Origin of the sequence: Pedobacter sp. BAL39 (assembly GCF_000170795.1) — a bacterium.
Lineage (GTDB): Bacteria > Bacteroidota > Bacteroidia > Sphingobacteriales > Sphingobacteriaceae > Pedobacter.
Window position 1 is genome coordinate 166,254 of record NZ_ABCM01000001.1, and the last position, 25,875, is coordinate 192,128.

Sequence of the window (25,875 nt, forward strand, 5' to 3'; positions counted from 1 at the left end):
AACAGCAATAAGATGCCATTGGTTGGATCAGTTGACAGACAAATTTAATAACATCAGGACATCAGAAATAACGAAAATCAAACCATACCTTACGAGATTCAAATCATTAGAAGATCCAAAACCTTGGAAGATTCAAAGCATTGGAAGATTCAAAGCATTGCAAAAAAAGAAATCAACTTTAATAAGTTTAGCCCATCAATTTCGGAAAAACAATACGGATAACTGTTCCCTGGTCTGAACAGATGCTGAACCTACCCTGGATCTGCGAGCTGAGTCCCACCATCAGATTGATGCCCAGTGAGCTGCAGCCATCAACATCAAAATTTTCCGGCAGCCCTTTACCATTATCCCTGATGCTGAGTTCATACTGATCGTCTTCTGTTTCCACCATGGCAATCGCGATGCGTGGCAACTCCGTATCCGCAAAGGCATATTTGATGCTGTTGGTAATCGCCTCATTCAACATCAGCCCGATCGGCACCGTGACGGTGGTGTTCAGATGGGCTTCCACCAGGTTGAAGTCGAACTGAATGCCCTTATCGGAATGGAAGGAGTCGCAGATGCTGTGCACCAGCTCTTCAATATAAGCCTGAAAGTTAACGGTCGAAAGGTCGTTGGACTGGTATAGTTTATGGTGTACGATAGAGATGGCCTGCATCCTGTTCTGGCTGTCCCGGATGGCAGTGCGGGCTTCGCTTGTATGGAGGTAAGCAGATTGGGTATTCAATAAACTGGAGATAATCTGCAGGTTATTTTTCACCCGGTGATGGATTTCTTTGATCAGCCATTCCTTCTCGCCCAGCAAGACATTGAGCTGCTGGTTCTGGTCGTTGATCTCCTTCTGTTGGTTTTGAAGGTCGTTATTACTGCGTTGTTTTGCGCGATAAAGGTAAATCATCAGGCCGGTAATCATGACCGATGCAAACAGCCCTGTGCCGATGAGTTTTTTCTGCAGCAGCTCCTTCTCAAGGTCACTGCGCTGGAGCGTATTCCTGTTGCGGAGCACCAGATTTTCCTTATCCTTTTCTGCTGTCTTAAATTGGATCTGCAGTTCTTCCGTTTGTTTTAGGCGCAAGTGGTTAAAGACAGAATCGGTGATTCCTTTAGCAGCCTGGAAATGTTTAATGGCTTCGAGGTAGTTGCCCGCAGCGGAATCGGTTTTGAACTTAAACTGGTAAGCCGAGGCAAGTGCCGTGGTGGAGATCATCTCCCGTGGCGCGGAAAGCACTTTTGAAAGGTAATAATCGGCTTTTTTATACTCCTTTTGCTGGACAAAAAAGGCCGCTACAGACTGATAGATCCAGTAACTCCCGAAATCTTCCTTCCCTTGTGGTTTCGTAAGCTCAATCATCTCCATGTAGTTCCTTTCTGCCAGCTCCGGCCGGTTCAGCGCCGCGTAACAATCGCCCTTCAGCATGAGGACAAACAGATAGTTGGAGGCATCCGGGGGATGGACTCTCATCGTCGCTTCCAGTTTTTTCAGTACCAGTGCAGCCTTTCCGGAATCGATCAGCTCCCGGGATACGGTACGGTAGATGCCATATGGATAGTGAGGTTCATGCGCTGAGTTTTCCAGGCATTTGCGATACCAGGCCATACTTTCTTCTCTTTGCCCCATGGAAGCACACAATTGAGCAAGACTGTATTGCATAAAATTAAGACTCAGGTCGGTGCCTGTAGACTCCGCATGGGCTACCGCGGCAATGCCATATTGCATCGCTTTTTCAAATCTCGCCTGATGGGTCAGTACCGCCGACAAAAGGTTGTAGGTAAACTGCAGGTTTTTGTATCCTGCCCGGGTATACTGCTGTAACACCTGTTGTAGCTGTGCCGCGGCAAGATCAAACTTACCACGCCGCAGGTTCACATCGGCAATTTCTTTCCTTGCCCAGATCGCGAGTGAGGTGTCTTTGGCTGTTGCGGCAAGCATGGCGCCTTTCAGAAAACACTCCGCAGTTTCTGCTTCGGCGGGCCCTACAACGCTGGCCCTGGTAAACCACAAACGGGCTTCAATGGCAGGTTGACGCTGCGCCTTGCAGAGGCTGACCAGCTTTGTGAAAAGCTGATCAGCAGTACGCAGGTCGGTTCCCCTTTCTACCAGCAAATGATAACTGTAGAGTTTACTGTTTAAAAACAATACCGGCATACGGTGGCTGCTGGCATAAGACTGGGCTGCTGTCAGGCAGGAATCGGCAAAATTCAGATCTGAGGCTACCCCACCGTCTTTCTCCAGAAAATGTTTGCCCATCAGCAGATATAACCGGCAGTACAGTGCTCCTGAAGCCCCCGCAGCCATTTCCCTGACCGCGGTATATTTCTTCTGGAACAGTAGCGCAGTAGCCCTCAGCACCTCTGCATCTTCCCTTCCTTTCTGATAGCCAATCATTTTACTCACGTTCTCTGCGGCCCTGGAATAGTATAACGCAGAGTCGACATAGCGGTTGTAGCTTTTGTTGTAGAGGTAAAAATTGCTGATCGTCAATGCCAGGCGTACCCCTGCAACATCACTTCCTGATTTGGCATACCTGTTCAGCAGCTCGGGCAGCGCATTTTTATAGTCTAATTGTGCCTTGGCAGCGCATCCGCAGGCAATCAGTAGTATCGTACAAAAAACGCTTACCGTGGCGTTCCTAAGTTTGGTCATGATCAAGAGGTCATTTGAAAAGTATTACAGCTGCGATCAGTTTTCAGCTGATGAAAGCGATGATGATGCTCAAAATCCGCCCCAAACATATTCAACTGAAATACAATAAATTAAAAACGAAACGACAACCATCACCGACGATATATCGTGAAATTATGACAGTTCTGATTTTAATATCAATTCTGATTTCAGCGGCAGGTGAATATAAAAACGGGATCCCAAACCCGGTTTACTTTCAAAGCTGATCCGCCCGCCTTGTCGCTCGATGTACTCCTTGCACAATACCAGTCCCAGGCCCACCCCTTTTTCGTTGTTGGTACCGAAGGCAGGCTCTGCTTTGATGGAGAAAATCTTATCCCATTTGTCCAGAGGAATGCCATTTCCGTTGTCGCTCACCGTAATCTTACATTCTTCAGCCAGCAGCTTTGCATCCACATGAATCTGCCCGCATTGTGGGGTAAACTTCACGGCATTGCTGATCAGGTTACGCACTACCAGCTGCAGCATGTCTACATCTGCCAGTAACTTAAGGTCATCAGGGATGGTATAACTCAGGCTGATGTCTTTCTTTAGTGCATGGGTTTTTTCCATCTCCAGGGTGCTCCTCAACACCGAAAGCAGGTTTACGTCCACAAGATGTACTGCAGGCCCTTCCATCTGGGATTTCGACCAATGTAACAGGTTAGAAAGCATTTCTACGGCATTATTCGTCGACTTGAGCAATTCCTTTTCCAGAAAGGGACGGTCGGCGCTGTCCAACACATCTTCATTGAGCAGCTCCAGATATCCTTTGATGTTCATCAGAGGCGTACGCAGGTCGTGGGAGATGATGGACATCAGTTTATTTTTCTCGATATTGCTCTGCTCCAGCAGATCTTTCTGCACCTGCACCTGTTCCTTGCTGACCTGTACCGCCAGTGTTTTTTCTTCGGTAGCTTTGCGTTCCACATCGTAACTTCTCCTGATGTACCGGATGATGATAAATACCGCAAGAGCAGGGATTGGAAATGCCGTCACACGGTCAATGAACTGTCCTCTACCTACACTGAAAGGGTATTGAATCAACTCAGGATGGTAGTACTCCACCAGGTGTAAGATCAGGAACACACCCACATACATCAGCAGCCACCTGAGGTGCTGATGGTAGGGTGAGATGGACAGCACCAATAGCAGATAAGCCGGCCAGATGAGATCTGTAGCGCCATGAATGCCTGAATTGGTGAAATAATTAACACCGAAGATCAGCACTCCCGCCAAAGCAAAGATGGTGCTGCTGTGTGTTTTGCCCAGAAATCTGGAATTGTAGTATTGATAGGAAAAGATCAGGCTTAAAACTGCAGCAGAAAGAGAACCAACATATAAGCCGGCATACAGGTTATAAGGGACATAAACGCAGCCCAGGAAGATCAGGCCAATTGCAATAGAATGGAAAATCCTGCTCTCCAATGGGAATACAGCTGTACTCCCAATCAGCTCAGGCCAAAATTTAGTTCCCTTCCTAAGAGAATTAAAATTAATACTGCTGAAGTTTAATTTTGGCATGAATTGATGAATAGGTCCCCTGGTATTCACAAAGAAATAGATAAAATACCGAAAAGCAGAATAGTTAACACAAAATATTATAAAAAATAAAGGCCTGACGCAACGCCAGACCTTTGATAAAATGTGATCATTATTTGTTTATCTGACTGCGGTTGCTTCCAGTTCCACCTTTAAGGTTTCAAACAGCCCGGTGACTTCGCATACGGTACTGGCTTGCTGGATGCCATGTCGGGCTACCCATTCCTGGAGCAAGTCAAAGCAGGTAAAAAGTTCAGTGGAGGAAGTAGTCAGGATATTCAGGCGGACAATGTTTTTACACTCGTAACCTGCTTCAGTGATGACCTGTTCCAGGTTTTGGATGGCAAGTTGCAGCTGTGTTTTCATGTTGCCGGTACTCGATGTGCCATCGGCTTCCACTGCCGCCTGTCCGGCGCAATAGAGTGTGCTTTCCACTTGTCTGACTTCAACAGCCTGCACGTAACTGCGTTGATCCTGCCACTGCCAGGGGTTGATGATTCTTTTTTCCATGTTGTTTTTTTTGCTGACGAGGCTTTCATCGGCGGCTACTTTGGCTGTCCTTTCCGGCCTCATCGAATTACTGTTAATTGTCGACAGCAAAGTTGCAGGCTGCAAAAGGATTTTTAATGTGAAAAACCTCACAATTTTCAATTGAGGAATGTCACACTGGAATCCATGTTTTAGCACATGATTTGGAAGTTACGAAGTTGGTAAAGAGAAATAGTCCGGCGGGTATCTGCTCAGGAAGACAGCCTGCTCAGCGTCTCACGGGACACCCCAAGATAAGCAGCCAGATGGGTCTTGGGCACACGCTGGATCAGTGCGGGAGAAGATTTCAGCAATTGGTCGTACCGCCCCTTCGCACTTGAAGTCAGCAACGACATGATGCGCCGCTGTGCTCCGATATTGCCGAAGTGTGCCTTTTTAAGAAAGAAATGTTCCATCTTCTGCAGACCAGAACATAGTTTTTCGTAGTCTTCCAATGTGAGGCAGAGCACTTCGGTATCTTCAATACATTCCAGCGACATCGTCGCTTTGCTTTTTGTGAGGTAAGCCAGAAAATCACTTTCCCACCAGTCTTCCATCGCAAAAGAAATGATGTGTTGCTTTCCGGACTCCTGTGTATAAACAAGCTTCAGAAGTCCGGAAACCACATAATAAGAATATTTGACGCTTTCACCCTCCTGAATCAGGAACTGATGTTTTTTAAACTTTTTGATCATAAAATGACCACGCACAAATTCAAACTCCTCATCGCTGAGGGGTACCAGGTGTTCGATATGTGCTCTTAGCTTTTGAAACATGAACGTTTGAGATGCGGCAAAGATAGGAGTTCAAATGACAAAGTACGAGCGTAGGGAAGACTTCATAGACATCTATCATCTCATTTCAAAGCAGACAGCAAAAACAGGACAAAAGCTTAAAACTTAAGAACGGCGTTAATTTTCTTCAGCGCATGGATATCCAGGAGTGGGTTCCCCTCCAGTACCAGCAGATTTGCACTTTTACCAGGTTCAATAACCCCTATATGTTTTTCCTGTCCGATGACCCTTGCGCCGACCATTGTTGCTGCCCGTAATGCATCTGCATTGCTGAAACCGCATTTCTCAACAAAGTAGCTCAGCTCGTCCAGTAAACGGGGATAAGCACGGTCAGTGTCAACAATCTGATCCGTTCCTGCGGCAATGGCCACTCCCTGTTCATGTATCCGCTTCAGCAATGGAAAAATCCAGGGATTGCGGTCTTCAGACACACAAAGTGTGGCATCCAGGATTGCATTTTTCTTTTTCATTATTTTACAAAAAGCATCAATGTCCAATGCAGCGATGACACTGTCTTTATAGGCCTGGGGCGTTTTCCTTTTAAAAAACAGGCTGTCGGTGGTCAGGTTTTCCAGCATATACACATGTGACACCACTTCCACACCTGCATCAACGACTTCCAGTGGTGTTGCCGGATACATCATCAGGTGTCCCCATACTTTCAGGTCCTGGGCTTTCGCGGCCTGGACGACCTTTGGCAGGAAATGCTTGTTGAAAGAATGGTAGAGTTTAAGCCCCGTGGCGCCGCAGGCTTTCGCCGCAGACATGGCACTATCCAGGTTTGTACCTGGAACCACCAGCTGCTCCCATGGCGTATATGGCTCGTTCCGGATGTGCATGTCCCTGTTGTAATACCAGTCGCCCGCCATAAATGAAGAAAAGTAAACATCAGGCCCTTTCCTTTTCCCAGCCCTGATTTCCAACTGGGCTTCATGCAGGGCAGCACCGTCACCCCCGGCATCCCTGACGGCAGTAATGCCATGAGCTAACAGGTATTCCAGATGACGGTAAGTGTTTTCCATGTTGTTTTTCCTGTTGGCGGTTAGATGAACATGCGCATCAATGAGACCTGGAATAATGAACTTCCCGGTAAGGTCCATTACTTTTGCGGCTTTCCATATTTTTCCGGAAGCACTGACGCTGATGATTTTACCATCAGCAATGACCACATCTTTTCCTTTGATGAACTTACCGCGTTTCACATCGAGCACACTGGCATTCTTCAATACCAGCAACGCAGTATCTCCAGGTACTGTTGCATATTCCTTTTGTGTACCAGATATTGGTTCATTTGATGTAACAGATCCTCGTTCATTTGATGTAGCGGATACCCGGAAAAAACCGAGCAGGCACATCAATACTATCGTATATTTTTTCATGATGATATTTAGTTTAATGACATTTGCATTTATGATGATAAATAAAAACGCAGAGGCATCCACCATCTGCGTTTTCTAATTAAACTAACCTAAGTTTAGTCCTTATCAACTTTGGTATCCTTATTCAGAAAGTGACATTCGAAACAATTCCGACAGGAACGAGGTCAGTTGCTGACCTCTAAGTTTTGTGGCCACGATCTTTCCCTGAGGATCAACAATACAGTTGAAAGGAAGGCTTTTTACGCCGTAGCTGTCAGCGACAGATCCATTCGTTGAGCGTGGATCATTTACCTGTTGCCATGTCAGTCCGTCTACCGCTACAGCCTGCTTCCAGGCACTGCTGCTGGCATCCATAGATAAGCCCAGGAACACCATCTTGTCGCCCAGCTGCTGGTTTATTTTTTTTAATAAGGGATGTTCAGCCCTGCATGGCGGGCACCAGCTGGCCCAAAAGTCCAGCAACACGTACTTACCCCTGTAGTCGCTCAGCCTCACTTCTTTTCCATCTGCATCCAGCAGTACAAAATCAGGAGCCGTTTTTCCAGGGGCAATGGATTTTTCGGTATCGATAAACTGTTTGATGCGTCTCGCATACACGGTTTTTCTCCCTTTATCAGACAGCAGCGCATAACTGATTGCCGCCCTTGATCTGTTGGCATTGGTCACGTAACTATCTATGATCGCCAGTGCAGCGGCTGTAGAACTACGGTGTTCCACAACAAAGCTGCGCAGCAAGCTATCCTTAGCTTGCTGATAGCTACGGTAAACAACATTTGTGGTGTCCTTAAGTGTCCCACCTGTTTCCTTCAGCTTTTTACGGTAATTTCCTGATAGGATCCCACTGGCATTGCTAAACTGATGATAGATAGAATCCTGAATTGCGTGGGCAATCTTCATCCCAACAAACTGTTCCAGATTTCCCGATACCTGTATCGCTGTGTTCTCTGCTACAAATATTTTAATCTGTGCATTTGCCGAGTTGCTGAGCGTGCAGATTACGGGTTCCGGAAAATGATGCCTAAAGGTAAAGCTGTTTGCCTTGAGCATCACAGAGTCCATGACATCCCTGCCTGCATAGTTATAAGACAACCTGATGGTGGTACCGTCCTTACCGTTAAGCTTTCCGGTCACCGAAACTTCTTCGGCTTTAAATGACAATGCCGAAGAAGTAACCATCAGTGCAGCTGCGATGACCATTTTATAGGTATGATGTAGCTTAGCCATGTTTGCTGGTTTTTAATAGTTTAACCCTGGGATTGGAGATTCATCCACAATTTTATCCAACATCTGTTTCAGGTATTGCAGGTGGATTTTTGTATCCTGATTTTTAGTTCTTGCAATGCCGGCATTAATGTCTGTACGCAGTTCTTTCAAATGCGCAAATGCCAGTGCTTTCACGTTAGAATACAGCAACACTTCAGTTGGCGTTACAGAAGCCAGAATGTTGTCTGTAGACCCTTGTAAGGCAAAACGTTTGTTGTACATCGTGATGATGCTGCCCACATACATTTTTTGCAGGGCCCTACGGTACTCATCCGCAGCGGCACCTGTTGAAAGTTCTGTGAAAATGCCTTTTTTCAAATCTCTCAACCATTCGGCTGGGGAGTAAGCACCGAGACCATTATCCCTTTGGTTCACAATCATGCGGAACAACCTGCTTTGCGAGGTTACTGCTGCCAAAACACCCTGTTGTACTTTCTGAACATCATTGAAGCTGTATCCCGGATCAATCTTATTCAGGATCTGTTTATCCAGTAACCACTTTGGCGTAGTAAATACCTGCTCGTTGAAGTATTTCACGGCTTCCTTTTGTTTCGCCAGACTCACTGCCTGGTAAACCGCTCCTGGTTGATCGTAAGTCTTCTCTGTAGTCATTACCCCACCCATATTTTTCATAACGTGGAACGCATAACGGTCAAACTGACCTACCGCTTCCTTGTACATGATTTTGAGGTTGGTGTAATCTTCACCATCCTCCCTTGTCCAGTTGATCAGGTTGGGAACAATGCGTTTCAGGTTTTTGATACCATATAAACTTGCCTTGATGGCATCATCACCAAGATCTTCAGCTTGCGAACGAGGATCATAATCTTTGCCTTCGCCACCGAACCACAAACGTTTGTTATTGGCCAGACTGTCTTTAGTGACGGTATTCAACATTTTACGTTCCGCTTCAGCATCCCTGGCGTCCAGCATCGGGCGATAGCCCCACTGAATTGCCCATTTGTCATAATCGTTGATCCTTGGGAACAGTCCTTTCTCAGTGATGTTATCTTCGGGCTGCGCCACGTAGTTAAAACGTGCATAGTCCATGATTGACGGCGTATGGCCATGCGCTTCCACCCAGGCTTTGTCACGTAGTTTTTCCACAGGAACCGTGCTGCTGGCCCCCATGTTGTGGCGTAGGCCAAGGGTATGACCAATTTCATGTGAAGACACAAAACGGATCAGCTGCCCCATCAGTTCATCATCAAATACATTTTTACGCGCTCTTGGATCCACTGCCGCACATTGGATCATATACCAGTTGTGCACCAGGCTCATCACGTTGTGGTACCAGCCGATGTGGCTCTCAATGATCTCACCTGTTCTAGGATCAGCGACATTAGGGCCGTACGCATTTGCTTTCGGCGACGCAAAGTAGCGGATGACAGAAAAGCGTGCATCATCAAGGCTCATGGTAGAGTCTGCTTCCGGCCATTCTTTACCTACAATGGCATTTTTAAAACCAGCCTGCTCAAAAGCCTTCTGCCAGTCGTTGATACCGGCGATCAGGTACGGGCGCCATTTTTTAGGAGTTGCAGGGTCGATGTAATAAACGATCTGTTTTTTAGGTTCCACCAGTTCTCCGCGTCTGAATTTCTCCATATCTTCATCCTTCACTTCCAGTCGCCAGCGGTGCACAAACACTTCTGGTTTCACCTTTTGCTGTTCGTCCGAAAACTTATAAAATCCGCTTGCAAAGAAACCTACGCGCGGATCGAAATAACGCATGCGCATCGGTTTCTCAGGCAACAGGACAAAGGAGCTGTTCATCTCCAGTGTCACTACTCCCGCTGCTCTGGATGCTGGTAAGGAGCCTGCTGCAGAAGAATAGGTACGCACAGATTTTACTTCTGTGTTGATCGGAAAACTTTTCACACTGGATATAAAAGAACGGTCTGGCAGCTGACCAGCTAAACCATAACTTTTCTTATCCTCCGGGCTGAACGCAAACAAGGGATTCTCACTGAGGAGAAACTCCGTCACATCGATCACCATTGCTGATGAGTCCTTACTTAGCGCTTTCAATGGGAAAGCCGCAATAATAGGGTTCAGGTTTGAGCTTTTCACGGCCCTGGAGATCATGTCTGTTGAATCTGCAGCACTCACCAGCGCTGAAACCCTTAAAAACAGCTTGTTATCAGGACCTTTCTCCCAGTAAATCATGTTTTCAGCAACTTCCTCACCGCCGTAGTTTCCAGCACCTGGAGTAGATCCACTCAGGCGGTTGACCACGAGTATATCTTTTCCCAAGAGTGTTTTAGGGATTTCGAAGTAGTACTTCTCCGCTACCTTATGGACGGTCATGAGCCCCTTTTGCGTCACAGCCTTGGAAGTAACTACCTCACTATAAGGCTTGATCGTACTCTTTGCACTGTCTGCTTTCAGCTTCGCTGCATTTGCCGAAGCGGCAGTGGCAGCAGGTGTTTTCGATTTCGATTTTTTAAATAAGCTACAGGAGCTGGCGTTCATCGCAAGCAAGGCAGTAGCCAACACCAGGCACTTTTGCCTGGTGTTAGGGTTGAATATGTGTTTTTTCATGTTTCTGTTTAGTTGTAACCAGGGTTTTGTACCAGGTTAGGGTTGGCGTCAATTGCTGCAGTTGGGATAGGCAGCAATTTCGATATTGGTCTGTAACCGGTTTTCAATGTTTCCAGCACCACATCTGCCTGTCCGGTTCTTTTCAGGTTGAACCAGCGGTGTGACTGCTCGCAGAAGAATTCCTTACGTCCTTCCAGCAGGATCTCGTTGATCAGGGTAGCCTGATCGGCAGTGGTACTTTCTGCTGTTTCTGCGCGTGAACGGATCACGTTCATGTCGTCCCTTGCACCAGTCAGGTCTGCTCCGATTCTTGCCTTTGCCTCCGCCCGGATCAGGTATTGTTCAGCAAGACGCAATACCGTAGGTGATTCCGCAACTCCTGCTGCAACGGCATCGGCCTGTGTCGTATACTTATATTTGTAAGGGAGCACCACCTCAAGAGCGCCAGCCCCATAGACTCTCATCCATCGCTGAGGACGCAGATCGCTGTTGCTGTAAAGATTGATCAGGTCGTCACGGATATCAAACTGAGGAGTAGCATTAAACGCGGGCAGGAATGTTTGCGCTTCAACAGTATATTGGTTGATGACATTGATGGGCGATGACATCTGCCAGATGCTTTCGGCATTATTTTTCACCCAAACGCCAGTAGCCATATCGGCGGCAGGAATGATACTGAAGAGGCCCGAGCTGATGACCTCAGTAGCATTGCTTTCCGCAGCAGCATAGTTCCCGGTAAAGAGACTGACCCTGGCCAGCAATGCCGCAGCCGTCAGTCGGTTTACACCCAGCCGCGAACCCGATGTTGCAGAGTAGTCTGCGGGCAGGTCCGCTTTTGCAGCGGTCAGGTCAGCGATGATCTGCTCATATACCCTTGCCACTGTCTCTTTAGGAAGAAATGCCGTCACCGTAACATCAGTGGTCAGCACCAACGGTACATCCCCAAAGGTATTGATGAGGTTAAAGTAACAATAGGCCCTGAAAACTTTTGCTTCAGCAGTAAATTGTTTCTTCACACGGTCAGACGTTCCCTGATATTTTTGTAGTCCTTCGATGATGGAATTTGCACGATAGATGGTGGAATACCAGTCCTGGAATATGGTGGCCTGAAAGGTACTGATGGAGGTATAGGAATTGTTATACACTTCGGAGTAAGTTGGATTGACACCGGTGTAGATGAGATCATCCGCAAAGAGTGCATTGTATACTGGTGTATAGGTACTTTGCGTGGCCGCCTGTGCCAGGCCGGTATACATTCCAGATAGGGCACTAGTAGCGAGTTTATCCGAGGAGAACACCAGCTCATTGGTCACCTCATTCAGGGGTGGGTCGATTGCTACCATTTTCTCGCAGGCAGATAAGGCCATCACTGCGATTGCTGTACAGCCCAGAAATATTTTTTCAATTGATTTTAACATGACTGATTTTTTTAAAACGTGAACTGTAAACCTGCAACAACGGTGCGCAATGGTGGGGTGACGATTCCCTGGGATTCCGGATCATAACCTTTGTAATTGGTGATCGTGAAAAGGTTTTGCGCCTGGGTGAACACCCTGATCTGCTGAGCATGAAGTTTTGACACCCACTTTGTGGGCAACACATAAGATAGGTTCACATTTTTCATCCTGATGAATGAAGCATCCACAATATTGGCATCAGAACCTGTCCAGCTGCTATAACCAAAATACGCCGGTCTTCCGTTGGTGCCTGCGGTACCAGCGGTAACCAGGTAATCCTGAGATCCGAGGGCAAGGTATTCATCCACTACACTTGTTGCCATGTTGTACATGTATCCAGGAGGATAAAAGGAAGCAGCAGCCAGGCTCCGGCCACGTTGTTTAACAAATTGAAACGTAAAATCAAGGGTCAGTCCTTTATAAGTAAGCGTATTGGTCAACCCGCCGAAGAAGCTTGGGTACGCACTACCAACAAAATAACGGTCGCCGCGGCCAATCTCAGAAAGTCCCGTAGTCGGACTAGCTGTTCCACCTACACCATTAAAGTCAGTGAAGGCAGGCAGGTTTGTTGCGGGATCAATACCTGTAAACTGGTAAGCATAAAACGAACTGATTGGGCGTCCCACCAGGTAAGTGGTGTAGTAGGAAGTCTTTTCAATATTCGGGAAGGACAAAAGCTTATTGGCATTTTTACTGATGTTAAATCCGGAAGTCCAGGTGAACTCCTTGGTTCTGATGTTGGTGCTGCTGATGGCCAGCTCCACACCTGAGTTCTGCACTGTTGCAGGCAGGTTGCTCTGGTAGCTGGTAAAACCGGTCTGTGCGCTTAGCGGGTAGCTGATCAGCTGGTTGCCGGAGCGGTTGCGATAGTAATTACCGGTCAACGACAACCTGTCGTCGAAGAAACCCAGCTCAAGGCCTACTTCCAGTTTTTTAGTTGTCTCCCATTGGAAGGCTGCATTGGCAATCCTGCTTGGATTCAGGCTGGACACTCCATTGTAGGAGGCAGTTGAAGCGGTAAAAGATTCCAGGTATTGGTAATCACCGATTTCATCACTTCCTACTACACCGTAGCTACCGCGCAGTTTACCAAAGCTAAACCAGGAGAACTTATCTTTCAGGAAATTTTCTTCAGAGAACACCCATGCCGCGCCGACAGAGCCGAAGTTACCGAACTTCTTGTCCGGACCGAAACGTGAAGAACCATCTCTTCTGAAGTTAAGGTTCAGGATATATTTATCTGCCACATTATAATTTATACGTCCAAAAACAGAGGCATATTTATAATCTCTCGAGGAACTGCTGGTAGATACCGTCGTTGCCGAGCTTACATTTCTGAGGAAATCGTCAGAGCTGAATCCCTGTGCACTGGTATAATATGGTTGTCTTGATTGTTTCGACTGGTAGGTGCCGCCCAATAGTGCACTCAATGATCCTTTCCAGATTTTACGGTTGTAAGTGATCTGAGGTTCAACGATATAGTTGTTCGCATAAGTATAAGCATAGCTGGCCGTTCCTGATACAGGTACCGTATAGGCTGTGCTCAACGACATGAGTGGTCTTAATACGACCTGGTTCATGTCGGTCTTGCTATATCCAAAAGTAGACTTGATGTCAAGACCTTCGAGGATGGTGTACTTCAGGTTTAAACTTCCCAACAGGTTACTTGAACGGTTATCATTCGTCTGATACAGGAACCCATAAGGGTTATTTCCGCCTACCCAGTTCAGGGATCCGTCAGCTTTATAGATGGGGAAGTTAGGCGCAAGGCTATAAGCATAGTTTGCCAGTTCAGTAGAAGAGATGTTGTTTTTGTCGGTCGAGTAAATGGCGGAAAATCCAACGTTAAACTTCCTGTCTATGGAACTGTGGTTTAAGCTGACATTTACTCCTCCCCTTTTATAACCCTGATCACCTGGGTATACGTTGCCTTCCTGGTGGTAAGTACCGCTCATGTAAAAGTTGGTATTGGCATCACCTCCTGAGACGTTTGCCGTCACATCATTCGTTCTTGCTGTTCCTCCCAGCAGTTCGCGCTGCCAGTCGGTACTTGTATTCTGGTCCCAGCTAACCAGGTCCGGCGCATTGGTTGCCGAAGGTGCTGTTGGGTTGGTCGTACCATTTGCAAAACCTTTCCTTCGAAGGGCCAGGTATTGTTCCGTATTCATGAGGTCAATAAAATGGCCGACTACAGAAGCCCCGCTGGAAGCATTTACGTTAAACTTTGTTTTACCCGCGGCACCTTTCTTAGTAGTGATGAGCACGACGCCGTTCGCACCACGTGATCCATAGATTGCGGTAGCATCGGCATCTTTCAACACTTCAAGGCTTTCAATATCCGAAGGGTTGATCGTGTTCAGCGGACTGGTATTGCCTTCTGCGGATGGCAATACGGAAGTGCTTGATGAAGCGGTATTGATGGGTTCAGAAAGAAAAGGCACACCATCAATAATGTATAAAGGACGGTTACTTTTACCAATGGAGTTGGCACCGCGGATCTGTACATTGATCCCTGCACCAGGTAAACCATTGGTCTGTGTGACCTGTACACCCGGCATCCTGCCCTGAAGCGTCTGCAAGGCATTGGTAACCGGTTGTTTCTCGATGTCTTTTGCAGTGATGCCTACCTGAGAGCCGGTGCTGGTCCTTCTGGTGGTAGTACCGTAACCAATTACCACTACTTCATCCAGTTTGGCCGGGTCGGGTTTCATCTTTACCTGCAGGTCGATCTCTGCATTAACGGTCGTTTGATACAAACGATATCCGATGAATGAGAACTCCACTACAGTACCGGGCGCAGAAATCCCAAGGGCAAAACGGCCCTTTGCATTGGTGGTAGTAGCCTGTCCGCCTGTTTTGGCTTTCAGCGACACTCCTGGCATGGGTTCATCATTCTCATCCAGCACAATCCCGGAGATGACAAAGCCCTGTTGACTGGAACTTATCTTCGGTTCCTCAACAGGAGCCGTAATTACAGGCGATTCCTCTTTTTGTCCTTTGGACCTGATGACCACAAACTGGTCGTTGATCACCTCGTAAGTCAGGTTGCTGTTTTTAAGCAGATAAACCAGCAGCTCCTTCACTTTGATGCCATTGTATTTACCGCTGAATTTGGTGTTATCTTCTTTAATCTGGTTGTTGTAGACCAATCGGAATTTTGCCGATGAAGCCAGATCAGTAAGGGCTTCTTCAAGTTTTTGGTTAGTAAACTCTATAGACACCCTTTTCTCCATCAACTGTGCATTCACAGGAGCAGACCAGCTCAGCTGAACAGCCACAACAATACCTAAAATCTGTATCAGTGAAAATTTCATAAGCTTGGTGAATATGGGAAGCGCATTTGCTGCGAATACTTCGTGGTTGGTATGTCGTTTGGACAGTGCAAAGTTTATTGCATAGACTGGCCGTTTGAACAATTTATTGTACATTTGTTTGGTTTTAGTAGTAAAGTAAAAGGCTTCTAAATCTTCACAGCAGGGTGTTTGCAGCACGCCTGCTGTTGCTTTTATAGGTGGTTAGTAAAGTTTAGCTCATGAATTACATCCTCCTCCTGTAAGGGTAATTAGGTTTTTGTTGATCGAGTATTGTGCGTTCAGCACTGCCGAAAGAACTTTCAGGGTATTGTCCAGCGACTGATCGGTAACATCAGCAGAAAGGAAACAATTCTGATAGGCATCTTTGCCGGCGTTGATTTTCACATTAAATTTCTTTTCAATACGCAACCGTACTTCTTCGAAAGGTGTATTCTCAAAGTTCATGTCGTATTCTGTCCCGTTGAGGATGCTGACCTTGTCAGTCGCCGGTGCAGCGACAATCTGGGCTTTTTCTGCCGGGTTGTTTACAACGAATTCCGTACCTGGGGTAACCACCACAGGTTTATTGTTTTTAGCAGATGCGCCTTCCGATGCAGGCAATATGGACACCTTACCGGTAAGCACCGTCAGCCTGAAACTTTTGTCGGCCTCGCTGATGTTAAAGCTCGTCCCCAGCACACGTGTAGTGTAAGCACTGGTGCGGATGACGAAGGGGTGTTTTTTATCCTTGGCGACCTCGAAAAGCGCCTCCCCCCTTAATGTAACGTTTCTGGTGCTGTCACTGAATTTGGAAGGATAATCCAGGTGACTATCCCCTTTAAGCCACACGATGGACTGGTCTGGTAAGTGTATTTTTATGATTTTCCCTGCAGTGGAGCTTTTGGCCATCATCGTCGGCGCGGTGCTTACGTGCTCCTGGTTAAAAACAAAGAAACAGGCCATACCAATGACAGCGATAGAAGCCGCAACGGCAAGATATCTTCCTATTCTGTATTTCGGCTGAGGGACATTGATTTTGCTCCTGATGGAGTTGAGGAGTCGTTGTTGCAGATCCGCCGGGCTTTTGTCTTTAAGGTTCCAAACCGGAGCATCTTCCGACACCTCAGCATACCAACACTCCAGCCTTTCCATTTCTTCAGGGGTGATGGTATTGTTCAGCAGCTTACTGGCAAGAATTTCCTTTTCTGATTGATTTTCGTTTGGCATTTCCCTCTGATTACAAACATATAGTGTAAAAAAAGGAGCAATACCCTTGGTCGGAATGAAAAAAAATATTTATTTCTTAAAAAAAAGCCCGAACAACCACAAAAAGCAGAAAAGAAAGCATGCTTAAATTCTCTTTAATGAATTTCAATGCTTTTGTGAGATGCCCTTCCACTGTTTTTTTATTGATCTGCATATTTTCGGATATTTCCTGAGCGGTCATCCATTCTTCCCTGCTCAAACGGTATACCATCTGGCATTTTTCGGGGAGTTGCACAACAAGAGTTTCAATTTCTCCACGGATTTCGGAGAAGTCAAGCCAGTTTTGTGTGCTGTGGTCGGCAAGATTGTGGTACATCTCCCCTTCTATGGGCACCGCGTTACGTTTGCGCCGTTCCGCCAGACGATTGTAAATAGTATACTTGAGTATTGAGGAGATATAGGTAGCAAAGCTGTAGCGCAGTTGCCGGTCGAGGCGATGTTCCCAAAGCTCCAGAAACACTTGCTGCAGCACCTCCTCAGCCTCCTCCTGGGAGCCGAGTTTGTAGTAGGCCACCTGCAGGAGCCTGTCCCAATACCTGTTGTACAATACGGTGAAAGCCCTCTCACTGTCCTGCTTCAGCAGATTGACCAGTTGCTCATCCGATTCATCGCTTAGCACTTTCATTTCCCCAGTTAATAACTCCTAAGATAAGGCTTTATATTAAATTAACAATAAAGGTGGTCTTCTTGCCCGTTGAGCATTGCAAAGATATTGCAATCATACATTGCTAATATTTGATTTATTGCCCATATTGGACACCTAAATCTCCCGACCTAACCTTAAGCATGAAAAAAATCAACAGCTGTGACATTGAAAATTGTTTCTTCTGCCAAAATGTACTACCAGAATGGCTTCCTGCTGTGCTGGCAAACAGGAAAAACTTCATCGCCAAAAAAGGTGAGTTGATCATCAAAGAAGGTGATCCCGTAACCGGTGTTTTCTTTGTAACCCAAGGTGTTGTAAAAGTTCACAAAAAATGGGGCGACAAGGAGTTGATCTTACGCTTTGCCGACCAAGGAAGCATCTTTGGTCATCGTGGAATAAATACCAAAGATGGTTTATACCCAATTTCTGCAACAGCACTGGAAACCACAACGCTATGTTATGTTGACATTGATTTTTTCAAAACTACCATAAAGGTAAACCACGATTTTGCCTATAACCTGCTGATGTTTTATGCTGATGAACTACACACGTCAGAAAAGAAAATGCGTGATTTAGCATTGATGCCGGTGAAGAACAGATTAGCCGTTGCTTTATTCCATTTGCGTACACAGTTCGGCATCAATACCGAAGACTGCATCAATATTACTTTAAGCCGACAGGATCTTGCCGCCTTCACCGGCGCCACCTACGAAACCGTTTTCAGAACCATGAATGAGCTGATACAGGATGAGCTGATCGGTTTAAAAGGAAAAGAAATCAGCATTTTGAATGAAGAAAAACTATTCGCACTGACCCAGGAGGCCTCATCACATCAGAATTTATAACCCAAACCAACACCGGGGTGCCAGCTGCCATTTTTCAGGCTTGTCTTCGCATTGTAATACACAGGCAATTGAATGGCGACATGGCGAAAAGCGGCAGTTAAACCGAAACCTAAAGACGGTGTGACTGTCGAATTTTTAGTAGCACCAGTAGGCACCTGGTCTTCTTTAATGCGTAAGCCCGGCAGCAGCCCAATCATCAGGGAATATGGTTTTTTACTCCATTTAATCCCAGGGCCGGCACAATTGATGTAAGCACCATTATTCACATACCCCGCAACAATTACCCCCTCAAAAAGCACTGGTTTTGTTTGAGCACGCGCAGAAAAAAAGCACAAAGAGAGGCTAAAGCAGCTTAGCAAAGCTGCGAAAAGTCTAGATTTCATCATTATTCTGAAATTTAAATACTGGTATTGGGAATGGCTTCGCCTTTCCTGCTGTGTGTATAGTAAATGGCCACCCCGGTAAAGAGCAAACCTCCGATTAAATTGCCGGCGGTTACAATCAGCTGATTGTACAACCACCATTCTGATATGTTGACTTTTGCACCAAACAACATCCCTGCTGGAATGACAAACATATTGACAACAGCATGTTCATATCCGAGCGCAAAAAATATAAAAATGGGAATGCCTGCGGCAAACATCTTTCCTGAAGTCGATTTGGACGTCATGGCCATGACCACCCCCATACAAACCATCCAGTTGCATAGTACAGCCTTGATAAAGGCAGCAAACAATCCTGCAGATCCATGAGCAGCATAACCGATCGTTTTTTTCTCAGCAGCTTTTACCAGCATCTCCTCGATGGGTCCAAGCACTGAAATGGTGCCCATTTCTGAGGAAGCACTCCAAAACAAAAAAGCAAACAGCAAGCTTCCGATCAGGTTACCCGTAAAAACCCAGAACAGGTTTTTAACCATTACTGATGCTGAAATTTTCTTTTCAAACCAGGCCAAAGGGATCAGCGAAAAGCTCCCGGTAACCAATTCCAGTCCGAGGATCACAATAATGATAAAACCTACAGGAAAAACAAGCGCACCGGCCATACTCAGCTTCGCCTGCGAGGCAGCCAGGTTTGCTAAAATTACGGATATGGCCAACAGGGCCCCGGAGAGGCATCCCCTGATCAGCAGATCCTTTACCGGCAATGCAGCTTTTGTAGTTGCGGCGCTCATCATCGCCCCGGCAACTTCTTTTGGTGAGACGTAGTCCATGGCTTATCGTGTTGATTTTAAGGCGATATAAACAGTTCCGTTTTCTACTTTTACCGGGTACGTTTTGATGGCGCATTCGTCACCATTAAGGCATTCTCCTGTTTTAAGTGAAAAATTCTTCTTATGAAAAGGACACGCCACCTTAGGTTCGTCGGTGAGGGTCCCAATCATTCCGCGACTTAAAGCCATCTGCTTACGATGGGGACATTCATTTTGCGTGGCGTACCATTCATTTCTTCGGGTGAAGTAAAATAAGGCAATTTGTTCCTCACCGCTTTTTACACAAACACCTCCGTTTTCCGCAGCGTCTTCAACTCTGCATGCGGCCATCCATTTTGTAGTTTCAGTCATAAAGATAAGTTTAGGGTTCTATTTTTTTTGATTTAGCTTAAGCAATTTTCCAGTCGGGAGTTCGTTTCTGACCACGCATCTCTACAAATTCAATACTTGGATCCTTCTCCTCCGGTGAATTGACAAAATGAGAAAACCTCTTCCGGATTGCCGGATTTTCCACTGCTTCTTTCCACTCACATTTATAGGCTGCTATTAAACTTTCTATCTCTTCTTCCCATGTTGCTGCCATTCCAAGACTGTCATTGACGACGACATTTCGCAGGTAGTCCATACCACCTTCCATTTTATTCAGCCAGGTGGCGGTTCTTGTTAGAGGGTCTGCCGTGCGGATATAAAACATCAGAAAGCGGTCAATATATTGGATACAGGTATCACTGTCCAGATCGGAGGCCAGCAGCAGTGCATGTTGGGGTTTACTACCACCATTCCCACATACATACAAGTTCCAGCCCTTCTCTGTTGCAATGATACCAAAGTCTTTACTTTGTGCTTCCGCGCACTCGCGTATACATCCGCTTACAGCTGATTTGAATTTATGTGGAGCTCTGATTCCACGATACCGTTCTTCAATCCGGATGGCAAAACTTACACTGTCATGTAAACCAAACCGACACCAGGTACTTCCTACACAACTCTTTACAGTCCTCAATCCTTTACCGTAAGCATGACCACTTTCAAAACCTGCAGCAATCAACTCCTCCCAGATTAACGGCAGATCATTTAGATGGGCACCAAACATGTCGATCCGTTGCCCGCCTGTGATTTTAGTATAGAGGTGATATTTCTTTGCCACATTGCCGATCACAATGAGTTTATCGGGAGTAATTTCACCCCCCGGAACACGGGGAACTACAGAATAGGATCCCCCTTTCTGGATATTGGCCAGAAAACGATCGTTACTATCCTGAGCGGTATCATTTCCTTTCTTCAGGATCATTTCATTCCATAAACTGGCAAGTAATGACGATACTAAGGGTTTACAAGTCTCGCAGCCATCACCTTTACCAAGTTCAGTCAGAACAGTATCGTAGCTTTTCAGCTGGTGAATATGAATCAGATCATAGAGTTCCTGCCTGCTATATTGAAAATGTTCGCAAACTACATTCCTGAGATATTTACCCTGAGCCTTCATGGTATGCAGCATCAGGTCTTTTACCATAGGCATACAACCGCCGCAACCTGTCCCTGCCTTTGTACATTTTTTGATATCGTCCAGATTTTCACAACCACCTTCAGAAACTGACTTACAGATATCCCCTTTTGTCACGCCTTCGCAACTGCAAATCAACGCGCTGTCGGGCAATGCAGTGATGCCGGCAGCCCCATCGTTTTCAGCACTGCGAGTCCCCATTATCAGTTCTTCAGGATTTTCAGACAATAAGATCCTGTTATTGGTGGTTTGCAACAGCATATTATATGCTGCTGCATCACCAATTAATATACCTCCTAGAAGGTACTGCCCGCAATTACTTATGTTTAGCCTTTTATAAATGCCCTTATGTTTATTTTCGAAGATGATGGTTCTGCAATCGGGCTCCTGAATAAAATTATCACCGAAGCTGGCCACGTCTACACCTATGAGCTTCAGCTTTGTGCTCATGTCAAAACCGGAAAATGTTTTATTGTCACCTGAAAGATTCGCGGCAAGGACTTCTGCCATATCATAACCTGGAGCCACCAGACCATAAATCTGCTCCGCATGTAGTGCACATTCCCCAATAGCGAAGATGCAGGAGTCATTGGTCTGCATCCTGTCGTCAACAACGATACCTCCCCTGGGTCCGGTGATGATACCACAATCTTTGGCAAGTTCATCACGGGGTTTTATGCCTGCAGAAATAACCAGCATATCCGTCTCCATGACAGATCCATCGGCAAATTTCATTTCGCTGATGCAGGCCTCACCTGCTATACTGGTGGTGTTTTTATTAAGATGAATTTGAAGCCCTAGCGCCGTAAGCTTCGACACCAATATCCGACTCCCTGCAGGATCAATCTGTCGCGGCATTAATCCAGGAGCAAACTCAATGATATCCGTTTGCTCAATTCCCAGATCTATCAGTGCCTTTGCAGCTTCGAGCCCCAATAATCCACCACCTATAACAGAAGCCTTCTTTGCCTTTTTAGCGTAAGCCTTAATCAGGTCCAGATCATCAATGGTGCGGTAGACAAATACCCCTTCTTTTTCAATCCCAGGGATGGAGGGCACAAAGGCTGCGGATCCTGTGGCAAATACTAAAAAATCATAACCGTGATTGATTCCAGATAGGTCCCGAACAGTTTTATTTTCCCGGTCGATGCTCACAATCGGGTTATTTAAATAAAGTTTGATGTCTAAATCATGATACCAATTTGCGGTAGACAATGATAAATCTTCTTCATCTTTCCCATTAAAGTATTCAGACAGATGAACACGATCATAAGCCCTGCGTGATTCTTCACCAAATACAATCAATTTGAAAAAATCCGACTTCGACTTAAGTTTTTCACAGAACTTATAGCCAACCATCCCATTTCCTATCACAATAACCCTTGGTTCTCTCATAATTTTTATAGTTTTTAAAGATTATCACTAAATATTTTCAACGAAACACAAAACAAACCTATGAATACTGAGAAAAGACATATAAACACCATATAAATAGACAAAATAATGCATAAAATGACTTTTGATAGTCAAATATATGATATGAAATTCAATACTTGCAATATTTATGATAAATATCATACAATAAACATTATATTAGATGTTATTAATTAGATTTTATCATAAAAAACATAGAATAACACAAAATATGAAGCTAAAAAACAACGAAACAGAATTATTTATCATCGGAGGAGGACCTGGAGATCCGGAATTACTCACAATTAAGGCATTTAAAATCTTGAAAAAGGCACAAGTAATCTTATATGACAATTTGAGCAACAAAAAACTGCTGGATATTGCAAAAAAAACATGTAAAATGATATATGTAGGAAAACAACCTTACGGCATTTGCACTCCCCAGGAAAAAATCAATGAGCTGATTGTAGAAAACGCCAAGAAATATCAGATTGTAGTACGCCTGAAAGGTGGCGACCCTTTTATATTTGGGAGAGGGTTTGAAGAATTGCTATTCGCGGAGGCTTATGGCATTAAAGCACAATATGTTCCCGGAATCAGCAGCATGCAGGGAGCAGGTTTTGTTGATATTCCGTTAACGCATCGTGGTATTAGTGAAAGCTTATGGATCATTACCGGCACAAAAAAAGACGGGAGCCTTTCCGCCGATTTGAAATGTGCGATGCAAAGCTCCGCTACCGTCGTCATTTACATGGGAATGAAAAAGCTACGGGAGATTTCCGACGCCTATCAGCAATCAGGATTAGGATCTACTCCTGCAGCAATCGTACAACATGCTACAATGCCACATCAGCAACATGTTGTTTGCAATGTAAAAGACCTATTCGAAATTGCTACCAGCGCCAATTTGAGTCACCCGGCAATCATCATTATAGGAGACGTAGTCAAAGCAAGAGAAATCCTTCTCGCGCAACACCTTTGTCAGGGCAGAATTGCAGTTTAATATATTTAGTAACTATAACATCCCGTTGTTACCTCAGACTTAAATATGGCTACTGGATTTACACCAGCAGCTTTAAAAAACTGGACACATCAAAAAGAAAAACACTAAAACACAAGCCTGCTGAACAGGAACTTATTGCAGGTAAAAAGTCTGACTGAAAGCACCGTTTACCGCACTATCCCAGGCTTCTACCCTCATCCATTTTCTGCCTTTAAGCTTTGGCCGAAACTGAAACTGCTGTTCCCCGAAAGCTTTGGTATGTGTAAGGTCCATTCTTTCACGGTAGACCTTTTCCCCATCTCCGGAGATCACCTCCACGAAGTTCATCGGGAAGGTCCAGCTGAGCTTCAGGTGCATTTCAGCTGTACCATCTGCATTAAGGCTCAGTGTTTCCCCTGATAGTTTACCATTTACCTTTAGCTCATGCATCAGCACCTCACCTGTGGTGCCGAAGAACTTGCCGTGCTGCATGGCATCAACCACAGGTTTCCATCCGTCATTATATGCCGGAATCTGGTCCATCATCATGTAATTAACATTCATGTGGGCATACATCTCGTTTTCCTGGGTGATGGTAAAGAGATCGGCTTCGGTAATGACCGTTTTCTTTTCCCCCCAGTTGTTCATATCGTCCAGCAGGTCAAGCACGCGATTGCCCAGGCGTGGTTGCGACAGATCCGCAGGCATGGCTTTCCAGGCAGCTCCCATAAAGCGGTCGGATTTGAAAAAGTCTTCGTGATTATAGATATCGGGGGCGTTCACCGAACCTTTGGTACGGGCATGTGCCGTCCAGGCGAGTCCCTGTTCTTCCTGTAACAATTTTAGCATATCTTCTTTACCACCAATGTGATAAACCTTTCCAAAGCCAGGTCTGTCCTCAACAAAAGGCTGCTCCCTGTTTCGTGACATGATCCAATAGACGGGCTTTGGAAAAATCTGAAGCCAGTGGCCACCGAAGAACTCATTGGGCTCCTCCCCTGGCATCAGCAGAAAATCTTTATCCGACAAGCGTTCACATTGCTCAAAGAGCGCTTTCAGCTCCCTTAGCCTTAACGAGTCCGGTCCTTTAGGATGCGCCGTATAATGGAATTCACCAAGGTGTACCATGTCTACGCCCAGGCGTTTGAACACTTCCACAAATTCTGGTTTTTCGGGGATTGGTTTTCCAGCCAGCACCACATTCATGATGAACTCATTATGAAAATGACTTGACATGGTTTTGAAACCCGGGATTTTAACGTAACGGTCCGCATTCGTAAACTTTTTGATGGCGGTAAAGGTTTCTGCATTTCCTGTATTGTTGATCAGGCAGAAGAAATTCAGGCGTTGCTGAGAGCCCGGAGGCGCATTGAACCAGGGTACGAAACGTCGGTCACCTTCCAGTTCCTGGCGGATGCCGATCCCATAACCATCCAGCATTTTCCGGTAGTTCTTTCCGTGCCAGATAAACTTGAGGTTGAATGCTTCATCCAGCGGATAAAAATATTGGTGTGGCGCGGGGAATACGGCCAGCGTCCCACCCTTACTGCGGGCAGCAATGGCGCGGTATTTCACCTGCAGGTTTCTTGCGGTATCGCTGTAATTGACAGCATTGGATTGCAGTTGATCGGAAGTATTGGTCCAGGAAAGGTCGTTCCATTTTTCGGTTCTGCTGATGAGTCCCGAATCATAGACAATTGCGGTAGCATCAGCTTTGGTGGACATTACCGCAGCGATGTTGAACAGCGGGCTTCCATTATAGAAGGTAACCTCCAGCACTCCCGAAAAGCGGTCGGCGCTAAGGTTGCCTATGGTGACTACAGTACGGCTGCCGACAGTCTTCACAGCAATACTTTTCTTTTTTAGTAGGATTGGAAAGGTTTTGAAGGGACGAAGCGGCACTTTATCGAAGAAGATGTTCCAGCCATTCTGTGACATCAGGTCCCGTTTCCCAATACTCAGTAAAAATGCGGCATCGAGATCTTCCGATACGGTAACAGGTGCAGTTTTTGTCCCAAGCATAATGCGCCGGAATAAGGGATTGTTGCCAGATAGATCAAACTGTACCTTTCCGAATTGTTGTTCGCCGGCGGGCCAGGTAACCTCTACCATGTTGTTCTTACTGGTGACAGTTGCTTCAGCTTTCGGATTAAATTGGCTGGTGTTCAGTTTCAGCTGTGCTTGCGCCATTGCTGCTGAGATGACCAATAGGGTCATCATCATGAGGGATCTTAGGTTCATATCTGGTTGTTTACTGATCCAAAATACAATATTTATATGAAAAATCGATTTACTAACAATCAAATCGTTACAAAAGACCAACACCAATCAACCACAACCGGTTTTTTTTCACCACTAATACAGAAATCCAAACAGCCACAATGGAATTTTATGACCAAAGCCGTGCTCAAGATCGTCGGCTACGATGAAAGCTTGCTCCTGACCTTGTATTTGTCTTCCGGATTTATTCCGGCCGCCTATTTCCGTTTCACAGAAGAAACGTTTTTAACCACAAATCGTTTCTTCTGTGAAACGATTTCATACCAA

The 25,875-nt window shown here is 45.8% G+C and carries 18 protein-coding genes; 2 read left to right on the forward strand and 16 right to left on the reverse strand.

What is annotated here, in order from left to right:
- Window positions 1-187: 187 nt before the first annotated feature.
- The 11 genes from PBAL39_RS00745 to PBAL39_RS00795 all read right to left on the reverse strand — a co-directional run bounded on the left by PBAL39_RS00745 (window position 188) and on the right by PBAL39_RS00795 (window position 17,350).
- Window positions 188-2,644, reverse strand: a complete 2,457-nt coding sequence (locus tag PBAL39_RS00745) for a sensor histidine kinase (protein WP_008237227.1) — start codon at window positions 2,642-2,644, stop codon at window positions 188-190.
- 153 nt (window positions 2,645-2,797) lie between these two features.
- Window positions 2,798-4,186, reverse strand: coding sequence for a sensor histidine kinase KdpD (locus PBAL39_RS00750; protein WP_008237228.1), 1,389 nt, complete (start codon window positions 4,184-4,186; stop codon window positions 2,798-2,800).
- A 138-nt stretch (window positions 4,187-4,324) separates the two neighbouring features.
- Window positions 4,325-4,777 (reverse strand): RidA family protein, encoded by a 453-nt coding sequence (locus tag PBAL39_RS00755; RefSeq protein ID WP_083801679.1) that lies wholly within the window; start codon window positions 4,775-4,777, stop codon window positions 4,325-4,327.
- 167 nt (window positions 4,778-4,944) lie between these two features.
- A complete protein-coding gene (locus tag PBAL39_RS00760; RefSeq protein WP_008237230.1) occupies window positions 4,945-5,508 on the reverse strand; it encodes a Crp/Fnr family transcriptional regulator in 564 nt (187 codons plus the stop codon).
- Between the two features lie 116 nt (window positions 5,509-5,624).
- Window positions 5,625-6,905 (reverse strand): amidohydrolase family protein, encoded by a 1,281-nt coding sequence (locus PBAL39_RS00765; RefSeq protein WP_157273841.1) that lies wholly within the window; start codon window positions 6,903-6,905, stop codon window positions 5,625-5,627.
- 120 nt (window positions 6,906-7,025) lie between these two features.
- Window positions 7,026-8,129, reverse strand: coding sequence for a TlpA disulfide reductase family protein (locus PBAL39_RS24455; RefSeq protein ID WP_008237232.1), 1,104 nt, complete (start codon window positions 8,127-8,129; stop codon window positions 7,026-7,028).
- 12 nt (window positions 8,130-8,141) lie between these two features.
- Window positions 8,142-10,709, reverse strand: coding sequence for a zinc-dependent metalloprotease (locus PBAL39_RS00775; protein WP_008237233.1), 2,568 nt, complete (start codon window positions 10,707-10,709; stop codon window positions 8,142-8,144).
- Between the two features lie 8 nt (window positions 10,710-10,717).
- A complete protein-coding gene (locus PBAL39_RS00780) occupies window positions 10,718-12,127 on the reverse strand; it encodes a RagB/SusD family nutrient uptake outer membrane protein (RefSeq protein ID WP_008237234.1) in 1,410 nt (469 codons plus the stop codon).
- 11 nt (window positions 12,128-12,138) lie between these two features.
- Window positions 12,139-15,594, reverse strand: coding sequence for a TonB-dependent receptor (locus PBAL39_RS00785; RefSeq protein ID WP_008237235.1), 3,456 nt, complete (start codon window positions 15,592-15,594; stop codon window positions 12,139-12,141).
- A 102-nt stretch (window positions 15,595-15,696) separates the two neighbouring features.
- Entirely contained in the window at window positions 15,697-16,686 is a 990-nt protein-coding gene (locus PBAL39_RS00790; RefSeq protein WP_008237243.1) for a FecR family protein, read from the reverse strand.
- Between the two features lie 76 nt (window positions 16,687-16,762).
- Window positions 16,763-17,350, reverse strand: a complete 588-nt coding sequence (locus tag PBAL39_RS00795; protein WP_008237246.1) for a sigma-70 family RNA polymerase sigma factor — start codon at window positions 17,348-17,350, stop codon at window positions 16,763-16,765.
- Between the two features lie 161 nt (window positions 17,351-17,511).
- Here PBAL39_RS00795 and PBAL39_RS00800 point away from each other — a divergent pair, with 161 nt between their 5' ends.
- A complete protein-coding gene (locus PBAL39_RS00800) occupies window positions 17,512-18,216 on the forward strand; it encodes a Crp/Fnr family transcriptional regulator (RefSeq protein WP_008237248.1) in 705 nt (234 codons plus the stop codon).
- Here the strand turns inward: PBAL39_RS00800 and PBAL39_RS00805 are convergent.
- Genes PBAL39_RS00805 through nirB form a run of 4 tightly spaced genes read right to left on the reverse strand, consistent with a single transcriptional unit; the run spans window position 18,204 to window position 22,328 of the window.
- Complete coding sequence (locus tag PBAL39_RS00805; RefSeq protein WP_157273842.1) at window positions 18,204-18,602, reverse strand: hypothetical protein; 399 nt, start codon at window positions 18,600-18,602, stop codon at window positions 18,204-18,206. The two genes, PBAL39_RS00800 and PBAL39_RS00805, sit on opposite strands and share 13 nt — an antisense overlap.
- An 11-nt stretch (window positions 18,603-18,613) precedes the next feature.
- The gene (locus PBAL39_RS00810; RefSeq protein WP_008237252.1) at window positions 18,614-19,429 is read right to left on the reverse strand and encodes a formate/nitrite transporter family protein; all 816 of its coding nucleotides are present in this window, start codon (window positions 19,427-19,429) and stop codon (window positions 18,614-18,616) included.
- A gap of 3 nt (window positions 19,430-19,432) precedes the next feature.
- Window positions 19,433-19,780, reverse strand: coding sequence for a nitrite reductase small subunit NirD (nirD, locus tag PBAL39_RS00815; protein WP_008237254.1), 348 nt, complete (start codon window positions 19,778-19,780; stop codon window positions 19,433-19,435).
- A gap of 37 nt (window positions 19,781-19,817) precedes the next feature.
- The gene (gene nirB / locus PBAL39_RS00820; protein WP_083801680.1) at window positions 19,818-22,328 is read right to left on the reverse strand and encodes a nitrite reductase large subunit NirB; all 2,511 of its coding nucleotides are present in this window, start codon (window positions 22,326-22,328) and stop codon (window positions 19,818-19,820) included.
- Window positions 22,329-22,530: 202 nt separating this feature from the next.
- On the opposite strand from nirB, the gene cobA reads away from it, so the two are divergent.
- Window positions 22,531-23,349, forward strand: a complete 819-nt coding sequence (cobA, locus tag PBAL39_RS00825) for a uroporphyrinogen-III C-methyltransferase (RefSeq protein ID WP_232282876.1) — start codon at window positions 22,531-22,533, stop codon at window positions 23,347-23,349.
- Between the two features lie 132 nt (window positions 23,350-23,481).
- Here cobA and PBAL39_RS00830 read toward each other — a convergent pair whose 3' ends face one another.
- A complete protein-coding gene (locus tag PBAL39_RS00830; protein ID WP_039865887.1) occupies window positions 23,482-25,569 on the reverse strand; it encodes a hypothetical protein in 2,088 nt (695 codons plus the stop codon).
- Window positions 25,570-25,875: the final 306 nt, after the last annotated feature.